Genomic DNA, 16,899 nt, shown 5'->3' with positions numbered 1-16,899 from the left:
CCGGGCTAAACAACTCTCGAAGACGCCGCCACGGCCTCCGGATTTGGGTTTCCCCCTGTTGCCCCAGCCGGAATGCCAGGCATCTTCATTCAAGAGCGTGACGAACGCTGACCTTGAACCCCCGTTCCACCGCCCCTGGAACGGGGGTTTATGTTTGCGCGTTTCGTTTTTGCCGCTCGCGCTCCGTTGCTAACGACGCGCTGCGCCGATAGAGCCAGCCGAATGACCTTCAGCATCGCTTCGTGGAACATCAACAGCGTCCGCGCCCGCATCGGCATCGTCGAGAAATTCCTGCGCGAGGAAGCGCCCGACGTGCTCTGCCTGCAGGAGACGAAGGTCGAATGCGGCCTTTTCCCGAAGGCCATGTTCGAACAGCTCGGCTACACGCATATCGTCACCAACGGCCAGCGGATGCACCATGGCGTCGCGACGGTCAGCCGCGTGCCGCTGACCGAAGTGCGTAAATATGACTGGCAGGCGAATGGCGAGGCACGCCATATCGGCGTGACGCTGCCGTCGGGCGTGCGGCTCGACAATGTCTATATCCCCGCCGGCGGGGACGTTCCCGACCGCGACCTCAATCCGAAGTTCGGGCAAAAGCTCGATTTCTTCGGCCGCATGACCGAATGGTCGGCGACACTCGTCGATACGCCGACGATCCTGACCGGCGACTTCAATGTCGCGCCGCTCGAAAGCGATGTGTGGAACCACAAGGCATTGCTCGACGTCGTCAGCCACACGCCGGTCGAGGTCGAAACGCTTGCACGGTTGCAGTCCGCGTCGAACTGGATTGATCTCGGCCGCCACTTCATCGAGGCGCCGGCGCCGCTCTTCACCTGGTGGAGCTACCGCGCGAAGGACTGGGAAGCCTCGAACCGCGGCCGCCGGCTCGACCATATGTGGGTCACCCCCGACCTGATGGCAAAGGCAGTCGCGCACCGCACCGTCCAGCCCGCACGGAGCTGGGAGCGCCCCTCGGATCACATCCCCATCGTTACGGAGTTCGCCTTTTGAGCGAGGTCGCCGACCAGCCGCGCGCGCGGCGGGCCGCGCGCGTGATCGACGCGCTACGCCGTGGCTGGACATTCCGCGTGACCGGCGCCGACGGCGCACTCGATCTGCTCGCGGTCGAGAGCGCGCGCGATGCGGCGCTTCGCGACTTCGGAAGCGAGGATCTGCTGCTGTCGGGCGAACGCGCGGTGACGCTCAAGCTCATCAACCAGCGTCCCGCCGCGACGCCGGGGCCGGTGCGGCTCGCGGGCGCGGCCGACACCGTCGCCGCCTCGCTGGCGATCGCCGACCCCGCGCTCGATCTCGCCCACCCGCTCAAAGGGCCGTTCCAAACGATTGCGACCGGCGGCGAGGCGGCGGCCAGCGCGGCGATGACGATGGCGCGTCACGCTGGCCTCCTCCCCGCCTTTTTTGTCCGCGAAGCGAAGGGTGTGGCGGAGACCGAATGTTCGGTCGATGACGTCGCCGCGCTGCTCGACCCGTCGCGGCTCGAGATTGCGGCGCGTGCGCGCTTGCCGGTCGAGGCGAGCGAAACCGCCGAGATCGTCGCCTTTCGTAGCCCCGAGGAAGCCTCCGACCATGTCGCGCTCGTCATCGGCAGGCGCGATCATAATCCGCCGGTGGTCCGCTTGCACAGCGAATGCCTGACCGGCGACGTGCTCGGCAGCCTCAAATGCGATTGCGGCCCGCAGCTTCATGCCGCGCTGCACGCGATGGCCGACGCGCCGTGGGGTGTGCTGCTCTACCTCCGGCAGGAAGGGCGCGGGATCGGGCTCGTCAACAAGCTGCGCGCCTACGCGCTGCAGGACCAGGGGTATGACACGGTCGACGCCAACCTCAGGCTGGGTTTCCCGGTCGAGGCGCGCGATTTCGCGATTGCGGGACGGATGCTCGAGTTACTGGGCATCCCGCGTATCCGGCTGATGACCAACAATCCGGAGAAGGTCGCGCGGCTGGAGAAGGAAGGCGTCGAGGTCGTCGAACGCCTGCCGCTCGCGTTGCCGACGAACAAATATAACGAGCAGTATCTCGCGACGAAGCGCGACCGGACCGGGCACCAGCTCTGAACGAGCCTCGTCATTGCGAGGAGCGAAGCGACGCGGCAATCCAGAGTGCGGGTAAGCCGCCCTGGATTGCTTCCCCCGGCTTTCGCCGGGGTCGCAATGACGAGGTTTGTTTTCGCTAACTCAGTGGACGAAGCGCGCGACCACGTCGCGATAGCTGCGGCTGACCTTTACCTGTGCGCCCGAGCCCAGCACGAGGAAGCATTCGCCATTGGTGTGCGGCTTGACCTGCTTGACCTGGCTAAGATTCACGATCGTCGAGCGATGCACGCGCTGGAAGTTGCGCGGATCGAGCCGCTTTTCCAGATCCTTCATCGTCTCGCGCAGGATCAGCGAATTGTCGGCGGTGTAGATGCACATATAGTCGCCCGCGGCGTCGATGCGTTCGATGCTGTCGACGTCGACGCGGAAAATCTGGCCGCGGTCCTTGATGTTGATCATCTTCTCATAGCGGTCGGCGGCGTGCGCATCGGCCTGAACCTCGGCGTCATAATCCTCGACCGCTTCGGGTGCGACTTCGGCGAGCACGGTCTTCAGCCGCTCGACCTCGGCCGCGCCGCGCTTTTCGGCGAGGCGCTGGCGGACGCGGTCGAGCGCGTCGGCCAGCCGTTCCGGCTCGACCGGCTTGACCAGATAATCGACCGCCTGCGCCTCGAACGCGCGGATGGCATGGTCCGAATAGGCGGTAACGAAGACAACCAGCGGCGGCTCGACCTCCATCAGGCCCTGGATGACCGAAAAGCCGTCGAACCCCGGCATCTGGATGTCGAGGAAGACGAGGTCGGGCTTGTGCGTCTTGATCTTTCTGATGGCCTCGCGGCCGTTCTGCGCGGTGTCGACTACCTCGACATCCGGATGCGCTTCGAGCCGCAATTGCAGGCCCTGGGTCGCCAGTTTTTCATCATCCACCAGGATGGTTCTGATCGTCATGTCCGTTCGGTTCCAATCGTCGTCACTTGTCCATCGGGCTGAAACGGAAACTCGATAATCACCGTGAAACCGCCATCGGCGCCCGACTGCACCTCGAACCGCTGCTGGTCGCCATAAGCCTGCGCCATCCGGTCCCGGATATTGGCTAAACCCACACCGGTCGATTCCGTTGCAACGGCGCCCGTGGTGGGATCAACGCTTCCCTCTGACAATCCCGCCCCCGTGTCCGACACGGTGATCCGCACGTTTTGACCGGCAAGCTGAGCCGAGAGCGTGATGTCGGCGCCCTCCTCCTGCGGTGTGACGGCATATTTGATCGCATTCTCGATCAACGGCTGGAGCAGCAGCGAGGGCAGGCGCGCGCGCTGGACCGCGGGGTCGATGCGGAAATGCGGGCGCAGCCGGTCCTCGAAGCGCATCTTCTCGATATCGAGATAGAGCTTCAACGTCTCGATCTCCTGCGCCAGCGTGACTTGCGCGGTCGGCTCGTTGGCAAGCGTGTAACGCAGGAAGGCCGAAAGGCGCGAGAGCATCGCGTTCGCGGGCTCGGACTGCTTGAGCAGCACCAGCGTCGAGATGCTGTTCAGCGTGTTGAACAGGAAATGCGGGTTGAGCTGATAACGCAGCATCGCGAGCTGCGCCGACGCCGCCTGCGCCTCGAGCCGCAGCATCCGGTCGTTCTGTTCCTCGAGCTGGAGGAAATAGTTGATCGCGAAATAGAGCGCCGACCAGGCGCCGAGCGAGGTCGCATCGATATAGATCGCGCCAAGCAGCAGGCTGGTGAAGCCCGCCTCGCTCGCCGGATTCTGGATCTGCGCGACCCACGCGTCGATGAACGCCCAGAGCGCGACGGCGAGGCCCGCGAGCCCGAAGCTGACCCCCCACATCAGGATCGGCCGCCGGTTGATCAGCGCACGATAGCAGACCGACAAGATCAGCGTCAGCGAGAAGCCGGTGATCGCCGAAATCGTCTGTGGGATCAGGAAAGTGAAGGGCTGGCCGTTGGCGAGACCCGACACCCCGCGCAGACCGAGCCATGCGGCCCAGCCGAGGATCTGGAGATTCCAGAAGGCGCGCACCTTGTTGCCGAAAAAGGGGCCCGGCGACGAAAAGCCGAACAAAGGCATCGAGGAGGATGCGGACACGGATGCGGAGGCGGGTTTGGTCGCCATGGTCAACGGGGCTGGATCAAAAGCTTTGCGCGCGGGGCGGCAGCGATCATTCGGCCGCGACCGCCGCCATTCGCACGCGCGCCTGACCGAGCGGCTGCAGTTCGGAGCGATGCTTCCAGACCAGCTCGCCATAAGCCAGCGAGCGGCCGTCGTGCGCGGTGATCATCACCGGTCCGATCGGCTGCTCGTCGCGCGTGTCGACGAGCACGGGGGTCGACGGCACGCCCGCGCCCCATTTCTCGCCCCACTGGCGCAGCGCGATCATCGCGGGCAGCAGTTCGATGCCCTTCTGCGTGAGCTGATACTGCACTTTGCGGCGATCCTCGGCCATCACCTCGCGTGCCATGATGCCATGATCGACCAGCTTCGACAGCCGGTTCGACAGGATGTTGCGCGCAATCCCGAGCTCCTGCTGGAACTCCTCGAAATGATGGACCCCGTTGAACGCGGCGCGAAGGATCATGAACGACCACCGCTCGCCCATCGCCTCCAGCGCGAGCGGCAGCGCGCAGTTGTTGCCGTAAATGTCGTTCAGCGGTTCGCGTAATTTTCCCATGCCCCATGCCCTAACGTAATTTTGCCCCTCGCACAAAAAAATATGGACCCTTAGTTGCATTTTGCAACCCGCAAACCCAATTGCATTTTGCAACCCTTCGGGTTGCGCAAAACAGGAAGGACTCCCCATGATCAAGCTTTCTTCGCCGGCGCCCCTGCTGGCGGTCGCCGGCGCCATGCTCGTCGGCTTTGGCGCGCTTGCCCCCGTCGCGGCGAACGCCGCCGGCGGCAGCTATTACCGCGCCGAGCTCGCCGGTCCGGCGCCGACGGCCAAGTTCGTCGCGCGCGATGTCGTCTGGGTTTGCGACGGCGCGAATTGCGGTGCCGGCCGCGGCACGAGCCGGCCGCTGCTCATCTGCACGGGCCTCGCCAAGAAGGCCGGCGAAGTGAAGAGCTTCGTCGCCGACGGAAAGGCGCTCGAGGCCGACGATCTGGCACGCTGCAACAGCGTAAAATAAGCCGACCGGCCGGGCGGCGCGTGAACGCTCTCCCCTCTCCGCCGCCGCCCCGTCCACTCCGGTGAACGAAGCTTTTAACGAGACTTAGCAAAATTGCGGCGACCTCGCGCTCCGCGCAAGCAAATTTCGCATTGCAATTGCGCCCGCATGAACGACATTGGGCTTGATGCTCAGGCAATATGAACTTGTCGAGCGCGTGCGCGCTTATGACCCCGACGTCGACGAGGCGTTGCTCAACCGCGCCTATGTCTTCACCGTGCAGAAGCACGGTAGCCAGAAGCGCGCTTCGGGCGACCCCTATTTCAGCCATCCGGTCGAAGTCGCGGGGATTTTGACCGACCTGCATCTCGACAGCGAGACGATCGTCACCGCGCTGCTCCACGACACGCTTGAGGACACGCTGACCACCCCCGACGAGATCGAGCGACTGTTCGGCAGCGACGTCGGGCGGCTCGTCGACGGCGTGACCAAGCTTTCGAAGATCGAAGCGCAGACCGAGAATGAGCGCGCCGCCGAAAATCTGCGCAAGTTCCTGCTCGCCATGTCCGACGACATTCGCGTGCTGCTGGTCAAGCTCGCCGACCGGCTGCACAACATGCGCACGCTGCATTTCATCAAGAATCCCGACAAGCGCCGCCGCATCGCCAAGGAGACGATGGATATCTACGCGCCGCTCGCGGAGCGGATCGGCATGTATGAATATATGCGCGAGATGCAGCTGCTGGCATTCCGCGAACTGGAACCCGAGGCTTATGCGACAATCACCGGCCGCCTCGCCAAGCTGACCGCGGGCGGTAAGGACAAGGTCGCCGCGATCAGCCGCGAGATCAAGGATCTGCTGGCGGAGGCGGGGATCGAGGCCGAGGTCTCGGGGCGCGAGAAACATCCCTATTCGATCTGGCGCAAGATGCAGGAGCGGCACGTCAGCTTCGAGCAGGTGACCGACATCATCGCCTTTCGCGTGATCACCCCATCCGACGCCGATTGCTACGCCGCGCTGGGACTGATCCATCGCAAATGGAAAATGGTTCCCGGCCGCTTCAAGGATTATATCTCGACCCCGAAGCGCAACGGCTACAAGTCGTTGCACACGACGATCATGCATCAGCAGAATATGCGGATCGAGATCCAGATTCGCAGCCTGGGTATGCACCAGCAGTCCGAATTCGGGCTCGCCGCGCATTGGGCGTACAAGCAGGGCGGCGCGGCGCCCGACGGGCAGGCGGGGTGGATTCGCGATCTGCTCGAGATCCTCGAACAGACCCACGATCCCGAAGAATTCCTCGAAAATACCCGCATCGCGATGTATCAGGACCGCATCTTCGCCTTCACGCCGAAGGGGAGTTTGCACCAGTTGCCAAAGGGCGCGACCCCGGTCGACTTTGCCTATGCCGTGCATACCAAGCTCGGCGACCGCACCGTCGGGGCGAAGGTCAACGGGCGGCTCGTGCCGCTCCGGACGCAGCTCGCCAACGGCGACACGGTCGAGATTCTTTCCTCCGACAAGCAAACGCCGCAGCCGGCCTGGCTCGGCTTCGCGGTGACCGGCAAGGCGCGCGCCGCGATCCGCCGCCATGTCCGCTCGAAGGAAAAGGTCGAACTCGCGGCGCTCGGCCGCAAGATGTACGACGAGATCGTCGCGCGGCTGCCCAACAAGGTCGGCGACAAGGCGCGCGCGGCGGCGCTGACGCGGCTCAAGCTCGAGGACGACAGCGCGCTCTATGTCGCGATCGCCAAGCAGCGGGTGTCCGACAATGCGGTGCTGGAGGCGCTCGTCCCCGGCATCACCGCCGAGATGAAGACCAAGCCTGGCAAGCTGGCGCAGGGCGCGGCGGTGTCGATCGCGGGGTTGACCCCCGGGGTCGCCTACCAGCTTGCCGATTGCTGCCATCCGGTGCCGGGCGATCGCATCGTCGGCCTGTCGCGCCCCGGGGAGGGGATCGAGGTGCATGTCATCGACTGCCCCAGGCTTGCCGACGGTGTCGACGCCGACTGGATCGACCTCAGGTGGCAGGAGGATAGCGAAGGCGGCAACGCGCGGCTGTGCGTCGTGATCCTCAACGAACCCGGCACCCTTGCCGAAATGTCGGGTATCCTTGCCGCCAATTCGGCGAACATCACCAATTTGCGTCTGTCGAACCGCGAGGGCGGCTTCCATACCTATGACGTCGTCGTCGAGGTGCGCGACGTCCACCATGTGATGCGCATCCTGTCGGCGCTGCGCGCGTCGGACAGCATCGTGCAGGCCGAGCGGCTTTAGGCGAAAACCGGGCCGGCGTGATGGTGGGAAATCTTTCCTTCGGCGGGAAAGATGCTAGGGCCAATCCATGACCGAAATTCTGCGCAGCGATGTCTTGATCTCCGGCGGCGGCCTCGTGGGTCAGGCGCTGGCACTGGCGTTGGCGCATCATGGCCTGTCGTCGCAGATCGTCGATCCGGCCGACCCGGTCGCGACGATCGCACCGGGCTTCGACGGCCGCGCCTCGGCGATCGCCAGCGCGACCTGGCAGATGTTCGAGGTGCTGGGGATCACCGACCGGCTCGCCGGGCATGGCTGTGCGATCCATGCGATCAAGGTCAGCGATGGCGGACAGGCTGGCGAACTCGACTTCGTGACGTCGCCCGAGGACCGCGCGCTCGGCACGATGGTCGAGAATCGCCAGCTTCGCCTTGCGCTCGCGGCGGCGCTTGCCGAAGCGCCGCTCGTGCGGCTGTTCATGCCGTCAACAGTCGTCCATCGCGACATGGGCACTCATGGCGTCACATTGACGCTCGGCGACGGCACCAGGCTCGCCGCGCCGCTGCTGATCGTCGCCGAGGGGCGCCGGTCGCCGACGCGCGATGCCGCGGGCTTTGGCATCGCGAACTGGTCCTATCATCACCACGCGATGATCGGCGCCGTGGCGCACAGCAAATCGCACGGCAATGTCGCGCACGAAATCTTCTTCCCCTCCGGGCCCTTCGCGCTGCTGCCGCTCGTCGACGACGACCAGGGGCGCCACCGCTCGGCGTTCGTGTGGACGGTGTCCGAGAAGGACGGGCCGGGCTTCGCGAAGCTCGGCGATCGCGGCTTTACCGCTGAACTCGAAAAGCGCGCTGGCGACCTGCTCGGGTCGATGGCCCTCGTCGCGCCGCGCATGACCTATCCGCTCGGGTTCCATCACAGCGCAAAGATCGTTGGCGACCGCATCGTGCTCGTCGGTGACGCGGCGCACGGGATCCACCCGATCGCGGGGCAGGGGCTCAACCTTGGCCTGCGCGACGTCGCCGCGCTGGCCGAAGTGCTTGTCGAGGGTGCGCGGCTGGGGCTCGATCTCGGCGATGCGGCGCTGCTCGCGCGCTACCAGCGCTGGCGCGGGCTCGACAGTCTGATGGTCAGCCTCGCGACCGACGGGCTCACCCGCCTGTTCGGGATCCCCGGCCGCACCGCGTCGGCGGTCCGCCGCGCGGGGCTCGGCGCAGTCCAGCGAATGCCGATGCTCAAGCGCTTCTTCATGGACGAGGCGCGCGGTGAAGCGGGCGACCTCCCGCGCCTGCTCGCGGGCGCCGAAATATAGGTATTATTACCTAGGCGCGCGCCATGCGCCCGCTAACCATCGCCGCCTATCCCTGTCGCACGGCCGCCGGACGGCCTCGATGGGGGAACGATCATGTCAGCGAAAAGCGATGCTCTCGAACAGGCGGTCACCGTGTTGATCCAGGCGCGCGCCGCGCTCGAAGCCGCGCCGGGTGCCCGCGCCCGCGCCCGTGTCGACCGCGCCTTTGCGCAGCTCGCCAGGCTGGCGGCGCCGCGCATCCGCTATTTCACGCGCACCTACGGCTTGTCGGACGTCGCCGAAGATGCGCAGCAGGCTTGCGCGATCGCGCTGCACCGCGCGGCGGACCATTATGACCCCGCGCGGGCGCGCTTCACCACCTATGTGAACTGGCAGATTCGCGCCGAACTGCAGGCGCTTCGCCTCCGCCTGCACGGCGACCAGCGTTGCGCGGGGCGTCGGCAGGTCGCCGCCACCTTGTCCTACGAGGCGCTCGCCGACGAGGGCGTCGACGAATGGCTCGTCGATCCGGCGGCCGAGGAAGCGACCGAGCAGGCCGCGTCGGACGGAATGGCGGCGCTCGTCGCCGACCGGCTCGTCGCCGAATGGACGTCGCGCCGGCAATCGGCGCTGCTGCGAACGCCGCGCGGCGCGGCGGCGCCGGCGCGGATTGCTGCAAAGGTGCGCGACGAAGGCGTCCTCGTCCGGCGCCAGCTTACCCACACCGAGGCGTTGGTCGAACGGCTTGGCGAGGCCGACCGCCATACGGTACGCCGCGCCTTCGCGGAGATGGCGCGGCTTGCCGGGGCCAAACCGCACTGATTCTCCACTGACGTGGAAGGCGCTCCCCACCCGGCCTCCCTGACGATAGCAGCCTATGCGAGGCCGGGTGGGGAGGGGCCGGTACCGCCTGGATCACTGCAACGTCGCGCGTCCGTCCTCGCCGTCGAAGCGGCCGAAGAATTTCATCATCTGGACGACCAGTTCGGCGCGCGCGTCGATCGGGCTCGCCTCGAGCAGCGCTTGCTTCGCGGCCGCGTCGAACGGCGCGACCTGCGCGATGCCGTTGACCAACGTCGCGTCGTCAAGCTGGCCGACCGAATCCCAGTCGACGACATAGCCCTGCCGCGCCGCAAAGCGCTTCGCCTCACGCTCAAGGCTTGCACGCTCGATGCTGGCGAGGACGGCGTCCTCTTCGGCTTCGACCTCGATCTCGGCCTCGACCTGCCGGAACGGCGTCGTGACGTCGAGCTCGCGGCGGACGCGGAAGCGCGCGACACCTTCGAGGACGAGGTTGAAGCGGCCTTCGTCGAGTGCCTCGACATCGACGATCCGCCCGACGCAGCCGACGTCGTAGAGCGCGGGCGGCTCGACATTTTCCTCGCCGGGGGTCTGGCGCGGCTGGATCATCCCGATCTGCCGGTCGCGCGCCAGCACCTCCTGCACCATCGCCTTGTAGCGCGGTTCGAAGATATGGAGCGGCAAATGCAGCCCCGGGAACAGCACCGCGCCGGGCAGCGGAAAGATCGCGATCCGCTGGATGGTATGCAGGGGAGCGGTCGCGCCCATCAGCCGAACAGGATCAGCGACAGGCGGCGCCGCTGCGCCGCGACCCACGGATCCTCGAGGCCGACGGCTTCGAACAGCGACAGCAGCTTCGTACGTGCCGCGCCGTCGTTCCACTCGCGATCGGCGGCTATGATATGGAGCAGATTGTCGGTGGCGGCGTCACGCCGTCCGGCACCGATCTCGGCGGCGGCGAGGTCGAAACGCGCCTGAAGGTCGTCGGGATTCGCGCCGACCGCGGCCTCGAAGCCCGCCAGCTCGCTCGCGTCGGGCGCGTCGGCGGCGAGCGCCAGCGCGCTTTTGGCCTGCACGATCGCGGGATCGCCGGCAATCTCGGCGGGCACTGCGTCGAGCGCGAGCCCCGCGCCCTCGGTATCGCCCGTCAACAGCAGCGCCCGAATCAGCCCGCCGTGGGCGGCCGCATTGTCGGGCGCCATCTCGGCGATCTGCGAAAAGATGCCGACCGCGCGCGCGCCATCGCCTTCGGCAAGCACCGCCTCGCCCATTTCGATCAGCGGCGCGATCTCGACCGCCAGATCCTTCGCGGCGCTTTCGACCGGAAGCTGCGCCAGCAACTGGTCGAGAATCGCCTTCAGCTGGCTTTCGCTGCGCGCATTGGTCAGGTTGGCGACCGGCTGGCCCTGGAAGATCGCATAAACGGTCGGGATCGACTGGACCTGGAACTGGCTGGCGATGAAGCCGTTCGCGTCGACGTCGACCTTGGCGAGTATGACGCCTTTGTCGGCATAATCGGCCGCGACCTTTTCGAGCACAGGCGCAAGCTGCTTGCACGGCCCGCACCATTCGGCCCAGAAGTCGAGGATCACCAGTTTCGACATCGACGGCTCGACGACGTCGCGGCGGAAGGCTTCGACGGCTTCTTTTTCCTGCGGGTTCAGACCGAGAGTGGCCACGGCGGCGGTGCTCCTTTTTGTGCGCTTGTCCGCTTATGTGGGATTTGCGCGCGATATGCCAACCCTTCGCAGAAAATCGCAAACAGGGCTTGCCGACTCCGAAAGCCGATGCTAATCGCCCGCCTCACCCGCTGGGAGCCACCCGTTTCCAGCCGCCAGAGCGGGCGTAGCTCAGGGGTAGAGCACAACCTTGCCAAGGTTGGGGTCGAGGGTTCGAATCCCTTCGCCCGCTCCAGTTTTCATACATTTTCCAGTGACTTAGACCTCCAGGCGCACTGCGACGTTTGGTGACAAAGCGGCCTTTGATGGGGTTTGTCCCCATAATGTCACCACTTGGGATCGTGGCATCGGAAAGAATCTGCAAGGTCGACCATAAGCCATCTACGAATGGGAAGTGGCTGCGGCTATCGCAGGCCGTGTCTGGGCGACCTGTCTGTCGAACATCGATGCAGTTCACGGAAACATCCAATTCCGGTTCCAGTTGTCGTTGCGAATTGCTCAATCGATCGGGGATGAAACCGCGCGCTTCGCAATTGTTGAAGCGTGTGACCGGGTTCCGCTACGCATGTCCAGGCGAAAGCTAAAGGTAGTGGTACGCGCCCCGACGTGCGTTTCCTTGGCTCGGTCACTTTTTTGGGAGATTGATGGGTATCCGATTATTATTCGATTATAAAATGGATGCCACTCTGCCCGAGGCATAACTTCCCGAATGCGACTCATTCTGGTCGCGAATTGGGAAGGAAGAAGCGATGAAGGACTTCAACGAACTGATCGACCTCGGCGCCATCAGCGTCGAAACCCGCGGCATCGAGCCGCTCGGGCCGGTCGACGAAGATCAGGGCGAACATTATCTGTTCGCCGGCGGCATCACGGCCGACGACTGAAAGCGGTGGCGTGCCGCTCGCATGCGGCACGCCATTCGCATTGCCCCGCGCAATTATCGAAATGTCCGCCATGCTGCGATCGGGCCTGCATCACTGCCATTTCAATGGCGCCGTCGTCCTGTTCGATCTCTTCGCCGACCGCTATTTTCTTCTCACCGATCAGTCCGTCGAACGGTTTGACCTCGTGCTTGCCGGTCATGGGACTTCTGCAGATGAAGACCATTTACGTAGTCTCGGCCTTCTCGCTGACGATACAGACCGAAATCCTAGGCTTGCTATACCCCCGCCGGTGGCCGCGCGCAGTCTCGTTGATGAGCCGTCGGCTAAGGCTTCGATGGCGGCGACAATATCCTGTATCTGGGAGCAGCGGAGAGCCCGCCGCGATCTTCAAAACAATTCTCTTAGCGATATTGTAACCGGCCTAGGACGCAGGTCTGATCGACTGGCGCCATCCGGTGCGGACGATTGCCGCGATATTACCGCCGCATTCGTGCGCGCCAAGCGCTATATGTCATCAGATGACCGATGCCTGGTGCGCGGCATTGCCATGACACGGATGCTTGCGCGCCGCGGCGTGGCAGCCTCGCTGGTGTTTGGCGTCACCATGCCCTTCGCCGCCCATAGCTGGGTTCAGGTCGGTGATACCGTGCTGACCGACTCCTTGGACGTTGTTCTCCACTATCGACCGATCTTTGCCGTTTGATGGCCGGCGGGTTTCGAATTGAGGTCGAGATGTCGACCAACCGTCCGGCTCCGGAGCAACAGGGCCCGCCGACTTTCGAAATCTCTGGCGTGAGGATATGGACCGCCGAACCGGCGATCGCGATACCTCCACGGACCGTCATTATCGGTCATCTCTTTACGAGAGGCCCACCCAGCCGCCGGGTCGAGGCCTTTGAAGTCGGCGAGGGCGATGGTCTTGCGGCCAATGATGCGCAACGGCTGCTGAGACAATACTGGGGCGGGTACGTCATGGTCCATGCCGACCCAGCGGGTGCGGTACGGATATTTCGCGATCCATCGGGACTTCTTCCTTGCTATGTCCGCCGCGATCGCGGCCGCGTGACGCTTGCAGGATCGATTACTGACCTCGCGAACCCCGCCCCTGGTTCGGCAAATCTCGATGAGATCGCTCGCATCCTGGCGGGTGGCGATCTTCGAGGGCGACGGACATGTGTATCGGACGTTGAAGAACTGATCGCCGGCGAATGCCTGGTCATCGACCAGGATGATTTGCGGACCGAGCAATATTGGTCGCCTTGGGATCATGTCGCCCGTTCCGGCGCTGGCGCCGACGAAGTGACTGACGAATTGAGGCGCACGATAGCGGACTGCGTCGGAGCATGGGCTACCTGCTTCCCCTCAATCATGGTCGGCGTGTCGGGCGGGCTCGACTCCTCCATCGTTGCGGCGTCGGCAGCGACTATGGCCAAAAGTCTGACCTGTCTGAATCTGGTGAGCCCCGATTTCGATGGAGACGAGCGCCGGTACGCCCGGGCGCTTGCAGAGTCGATCGGCACCCTGCTGATCGAGGAGTATCGCGAGCTGCAAGATATCGACGTCACCGTCTCGGCAGCGCCACATCATCCTTGGCCTGTTGCTCCGCTCTACAAGCAGACCAATGAGGTAATCCATCGTCGCTTGCTCAGCGAACTACCCGTTGATGCCTTTTTTTCCGGCAATGGCGGCGACGGCATCCTTTGTGGCGTACGAAGCGCCGTGCCCTTCATCGATCGGCTTCTGGCCGAAGGTCCGCGACCATCCCTGGCTTCCACCCTGTATGATCTTACCCTGCTGACCGGAGCGGACGCCAAGACCGTGCTGAAGCACGGCTGGCAGCGCTATCGACGCAATCGTGGGCGTCATCGCCCTCTCATCAATCTTGCGGGTCTGGGAAAAGAGATTGGGCGAACGATCAGGGCGGAGGGCGCCTCCCACCCCTGGCTCGATGCGCCCGACGATATTCTTCCGGGGAAAACTGTCCACGCGGCCTATCTGATGCGAGCGCAGAAGGGCGTCGAACTCTATCCGCGCGCAACGATGCCTCCCCATATTGCCCCGCTGATGTCGCAGCCGATCGTCGAGGCCTGTCTCGCTATACCGACATGGGAGTGGATCGCCGGCGGTGAGAACAGAGCCGTGGCCCGAAAGGCATTCGAAGGATATTTGCCCGAGATGATTACCGCGCGGAGGCAAAAGGGCGGACCCGGGGACTTCCACCTGTCAATCTATCGGACTCACCGTGCTGCGCTGCACGATCGCCTGCGCGGCGGGATACTTGCGGCGTCGGGCGTGCTGGATCTCGGACTACTCGACGTGCCCGAAGATCCGACATGGCGCGGTGCCGAGCGCATCGACAGGATTCTGACCTTCGTCGCCGCTGAAAATTGGGCCCGATATTGGGCGGGAAGTTGAATATGCCGAAGGAGACTGTGATGCGCCCTCATTCCGAATTGCCAATTGGAGGAACAGAAATGGAAGGCAGAGACTGCGAGTTGGAGCTTGTGGAACTTGGCGCGATCAGAGATCAGACACGCGGCATTGACCCGCTCGGTGCGGTCGAGGAAGACACCGGGGAGCGCTACATATTCTTTGCAGGAATTGCCGAGACCGATTGAACATGGGTCATGGCTCGGCGGGGCATCGAGCTTGGCGGTTCTGCTTCAATCGATCCCAGTTCGCCATCTGATCGGGGAAAGGCGCGTCGGCATCGCGTTGGCCGAGCAGCCAATAGTCGAACCAGGCGATATTCTCGCGCATCGCGCGCAGTCGGTTGGACGTCAGATAGAAGACATGCGTCTCGTCCGACGCTGCCGTTGCTCCGGGATAATAGCTGATCTGGGTTGCGACGCCCGCCGCACGCAAGGCCTCGAACAGTTCGATCTGTGACGGCGATGCCGAAGCCACTTGCTGCAGCACTGCCGCACAGACCTTGCCGGCATTCAGCGACGGTGCAAAGCGGCGCCAGCGTTCGATGTTTTCCCCGAGCGGCGCACCCCCATAAACCGCATCATAGCTCGATCGCCCGGTTGCATAGCCGGCAGGCTCCAGAAAGCCGCCGTCCCCGCTCGACGCCGCTCGAAACATGTTGGAGTTCGTGACGGTGACGTTGACCATTTGGGAGCCGCGACTGTAGCCGGCTATTCCGACGCGGGCCGGATCGATCAGCCCCTCAGCGGCAAGTTCCGTCACGGCATCCTCGAAGCTGTGCACGCCGGTCAGCCAGAGTTTTTGTTGAACCGTTTCAGGATCGGGGGGACCTTTACCGCGTAGCCAGGCGTGCATGGCGTCCATCAAATCCTTCGACTGGCCGGGTGAGGGGTCGTTCAGGAGAAGAACCACATAACCGCGTTCAGCAAGCAGCTGGACTGGATAGTTCCACTGGTTTGCGGGCTCGGCAAAGCGGTCGTCTGCATCGGTGCCGTGGGTCACGACCACCGCTGGGTGTCGGTCGCCGGCGCGGTGGCCGCGCGGGAGCAAGACATAGCCGCTCGACCAATAGCCATCGCGATTGACAAAGGTGCGTGCGATGGCCTGAAGAGGTTCGATCTCCTCATGTCTTGGTGAGATGGGACCAAGGTCCGCGATCTTATCTGTGTAAAGGCTCACACGAACGAGGCGCGGCGGCCGGGACATGCCTTCCTCGACGCATATGGCAGCCCGGAGCATGCCGTCGAAGCCGCATCGCGTCAGGCTCGCGTCCCCGCGGAGTTCACGCACCCCTCTTTTGTCGATGAGCGCGAGACCATAGCGCGCATCGCCGAGCCCCCTGGTCCCGATCACCACCCGTCTACCGTCGCGGCTGCTTTTCCAGCCGACAGAACGCGAATCGCCGATGTCGAATGCGACACGACCATAGCTGTGCGAACGGCCTTCCGCCGAAGTCTCGAGCAACTCCCGATCTCTGCCCACACCGCTTGTCGAAAGCTGCCCACCGCGCGGGCCGCCGAGAATCGACATGCTGAGCAAGTCGCGTTGCTTCGCGAGCGTGCGCACCGTCTTGTTCACGCGGTTCCACGCCAGGAACTCGAAGGCACCACCCAAAGTGCCGTCGCTCGTCTCAATCCGAAACTGGATCTCGTCGCCTCGCCACAGAATGCGACCCCCACCGCGGGTGGCGACGCGATCGGTCGACGGCCGCGTCATGATCTTCGTCGTGTTTCCTTCAGGTCCCCGCAGGAAATAGTCGACCTCGACGTCGATCGTCGAGCGTCGCCGGCCAAGTAGCGCAGTAACTTCCCGATCGAACCGGACGCGAGGTCCGTCGGTCTTGGCCCTGAGCTGTGAATACCAAAGCCATTTGCCATCGGGTGACCAGTCATAGTCGAGGATACCGATATGCGAGGGGCGTATGCCGCCGCCGAGCGGGAAAGACATGTCGGCCTTTCCCACCGGCACGGGGTTGGGGTTCACGATCAGTGGCAGCAGCTTGCCCTCGGTGTCGATCCGGTAGAGTTGCTGGCCTTCGCCAAGGTCTACCAAAGCGCTCCAGTCTTGTGTCCCGGGGACGGATCGCAGCGACTTGATGGTATCGACCGTCAGCAATTCCTTCGTCCGACCAGTTTCGACGTCCACGATGCGAATATGCGATCTCGGCTTTCCGGCATCGAGGTCGGCAATCTCGGCAGCGTAAATCGCGAGGCGGCCATTGTCCGACAGCGCGATTTCATTCACTTCGGGAACTGTGAGGATATCCTCGAGCGTCCAGGGCCTGCCCTTGCTCTCCCCTGCCTGCGCGGCAGGGGAGAGCGCCGCGGCGGCAAGGAGCGCCACGGCCGGGAGGCCGGATCGGAGTGCGATTTTCATATC

General features: G+C 64.2%; 16 protein-coding genes and 1 tRNA gene. 11 read left to right on the top strand and 6 right to left on the bottom strand.

The features are described 5' to 3' along the window. Positions 1-222: 222 nt before the first annotated feature. A complete protein-coding gene (locus tag ATE64_RS03425; RefSeq protein WP_058455970.1) occupies positions 223-1,014 on the top strand; it encodes an exodeoxyribonuclease III in 792 nt (263 codons plus the stop codon). Next, on the top strand, positions 1,011-2,078 hold the full coding sequence (gene ribA / locus ATE64_RS03420; RefSeq protein ID WP_058455971.1) for a GTP cyclohydrolase II: 1,068 nt from the start codon (positions 1,011-1,013) through the stop codon (positions 2,076-2,078). The genes ATE64_RS03425 and ribA overlap by 4 nt, the downstream gene beginning before the upstream one ends. Before the next feature lie 120 nt (positions 2,079-2,198). Here the strand turns inward: ribA and ATE64_RS03415 are convergent, their stop codons facing one another. From ATE64_RS03415 to ATE64_RS03405, 3 genes are all read right to left on the bottom strand, one after another. Next, positions 2,199-3,005: a LytTR family DNA-binding domain-containing protein gene (locus ATE64_RS03415; RefSeq protein WP_058455972.1), complete on the bottom strand. Its 807-nt coding sequence runs from the start codon at positions 3,003-3,005 to the stop codon at positions 2,199-2,201. Then, the gene (locus tag ATE64_RS03410) at positions 3,002-4,132 is read right to left on the bottom strand and encodes a histidine kinase (RefSeq protein ID WP_058455973.1); all 1,131 of its coding nucleotides are present in this window, start codon (positions 4,130-4,132) and stop codon (positions 3,002-3,004) included. Before ATE64_RS03410 ends, ATE64_RS03415 begins: the two co-directional genes overlap by 4 nt. A gap of 91 nt (positions 4,133-4,223) precedes the next feature. After that, a complete protein-coding gene (locus tag ATE64_RS03405) occupies positions 4,224-4,733 on the bottom strand; it encodes a helix-turn-helix domain-containing protein (protein WP_058455974.1) in 510 nt (169 codons plus the stop codon). A 127-nt stretch (positions 4,734-4,860) separates the two neighbouring features. Between ATE64_RS03405 and ATE64_RS03400 the strand changes: the two genes are divergently transcribed. The 4 genes from ATE64_RS03400 to ATE64_RS03385 all read left to right on the top strand — a co-directional run bounded on the left by ATE64_RS03400 (position 4,861) and on the right by ATE64_RS03385 (position 9,548). Then, positions 4,861-5,190, top strand: a complete 330-nt coding sequence (locus tag ATE64_RS03400; protein WP_058455975.1) for a hypothetical protein — start codon at positions 4,861-4,863, stop codon at positions 5,188-5,190. A 166-nt stretch (positions 5,191-5,356) separates the two neighbouring features. Beyond that, positions 5,357-7,450 (top strand): bifunctional (p)ppGpp synthetase/guanosine-3',5'-bis(diphosphate) 3'-pyrophosphohydrolase, encoded by a 2,094-nt coding sequence (locus tag ATE64_RS03395; RefSeq protein WP_058456042.1) that lies wholly within the window; start codon positions 5,357-5,359, stop codon positions 7,448-7,450. Between the two features lie 67 nt (positions 7,451-7,517). Next, on the top strand, positions 7,518-8,747 hold the full coding sequence (locus tag ATE64_RS03390; RefSeq protein WP_058455976.1) for an FAD-dependent monooxygenase: 1,230 nt from the start codon (positions 7,518-7,520) through the stop codon (positions 8,745-8,747). Positions 8,748-8,840: 93 nt separating this feature from the next. Continuing rightward, positions 8,841-9,548, top strand: coding sequence for a sigma factor (locus ATE64_RS03385; RefSeq protein ID WP_058455977.1), 708 nt, complete (start codon positions 8,841-8,843; stop codon positions 9,546-9,548). A 93-nt stretch (positions 9,549-9,641) separates the two neighbouring features. On the opposite strand, the gene ATE64_RS03380 is transcribed toward ATE64_RS03385, so the two are convergent. Further along, positions 9,642-10,295: an LON peptidase substrate-binding domain-containing protein gene (locus tag ATE64_RS03380; protein WP_058455978.1), complete on the bottom strand. Its 654-nt coding sequence runs from the start codon at positions 10,293-10,295 to the stop codon at positions 9,642-9,644. Further along, positions 10,295-11,206: a tetratricopeptide repeat protein gene (locus ATE64_RS03375; RefSeq protein WP_058455979.1), complete on the bottom strand. Its 912-nt coding sequence runs from the start codon at positions 11,204-11,206 to the stop codon at positions 10,295-10,297. The genes ATE64_RS03380 and ATE64_RS03375 overlap by 1 nt, the downstream gene beginning before the upstream one ends. 160 nt (positions 11,207-11,366) lie before the next feature. Between ATE64_RS03375 and ATE64_RS03370 the strand changes: the two genes are divergently transcribed. The 5 genes from ATE64_RS03370 (at position 11,367) to ATE64_RS03350 (ending at position 14,708) form a co-directional block, all read left to right on the top strand. Further along, positions 11,367-11,441: transfer RNA gene (locus ATE64_RS03370), tRNA-Gly, on the top strand. Between the two features lie 514 nt (positions 11,442-11,955). Continuing rightward, positions 11,956-12,090, top strand: a complete 135-nt coding sequence (locus tag ATE64_RS21475) for a benenodin family lasso peptide (protein ID WP_137865550.1) — start codon at positions 11,956-11,958, stop codon at positions 12,088-12,090. A gap of 10 nt (positions 12,091-12,100) precedes the next feature. Next, a complete protein-coding gene (locus tag ATE64_RS20995) occupies positions 12,101-12,793 on the top strand; it encodes a lasso peptide biosynthesis B2 protein (RefSeq protein WP_156418181.1) in 693 nt (230 codons plus the stop codon). Positions 12,794-12,822: 29 nt separating this feature from the next. Beyond that, positions 12,823-14,505 carry an asparagine synthetase B family protein gene (locus ATE64_RS20990; protein ID WP_167541739.1) on the top strand — a complete coding sequence of 561 codons (1,683 nt, stop codon included), beginning with the start codon at positions 12,823-12,825 and terminating at the stop codon, positions 14,503-14,505. Between the two features lie 20 nt (positions 14,506-14,525). Next, the gene (locus tag ATE64_RS03350; protein ID WP_156418182.1) at positions 14,526-14,708 is read left to right on the top strand and encodes a hypothetical protein; all 183 of its coding nucleotides are present in this window, start codon (positions 14,526-14,528) and stop codon (positions 14,706-14,708) included. Between the two features lie 7 nt (positions 14,709-14,715). On the opposite strand, the gene ATE64_RS03345 is transcribed toward ATE64_RS03350, so the two are convergent. Then, positions 14,716-16,896, bottom strand: a complete 2,181-nt coding sequence (locus ATE64_RS03345) for a prolyl oligopeptidase family serine peptidase (protein WP_058455983.1) — start codon at positions 16,894-16,896, stop codon at positions 14,716-14,718. Positions 16,897-16,899: the final 3 nt, after the last annotated feature.

The sequence above is a fragment of the Sphingopyxis sp. H073 genome (assembly GCF_001468395.1).
Taxonomy (GTDB): Bacteria; Pseudomonadota; Alphaproteobacteria; order Sphingomonadales; family Sphingomonadaceae; genus Sphingopyxis.
This window is presented reverse-complemented; position numbering and strand designations above follow the sequence as displayed.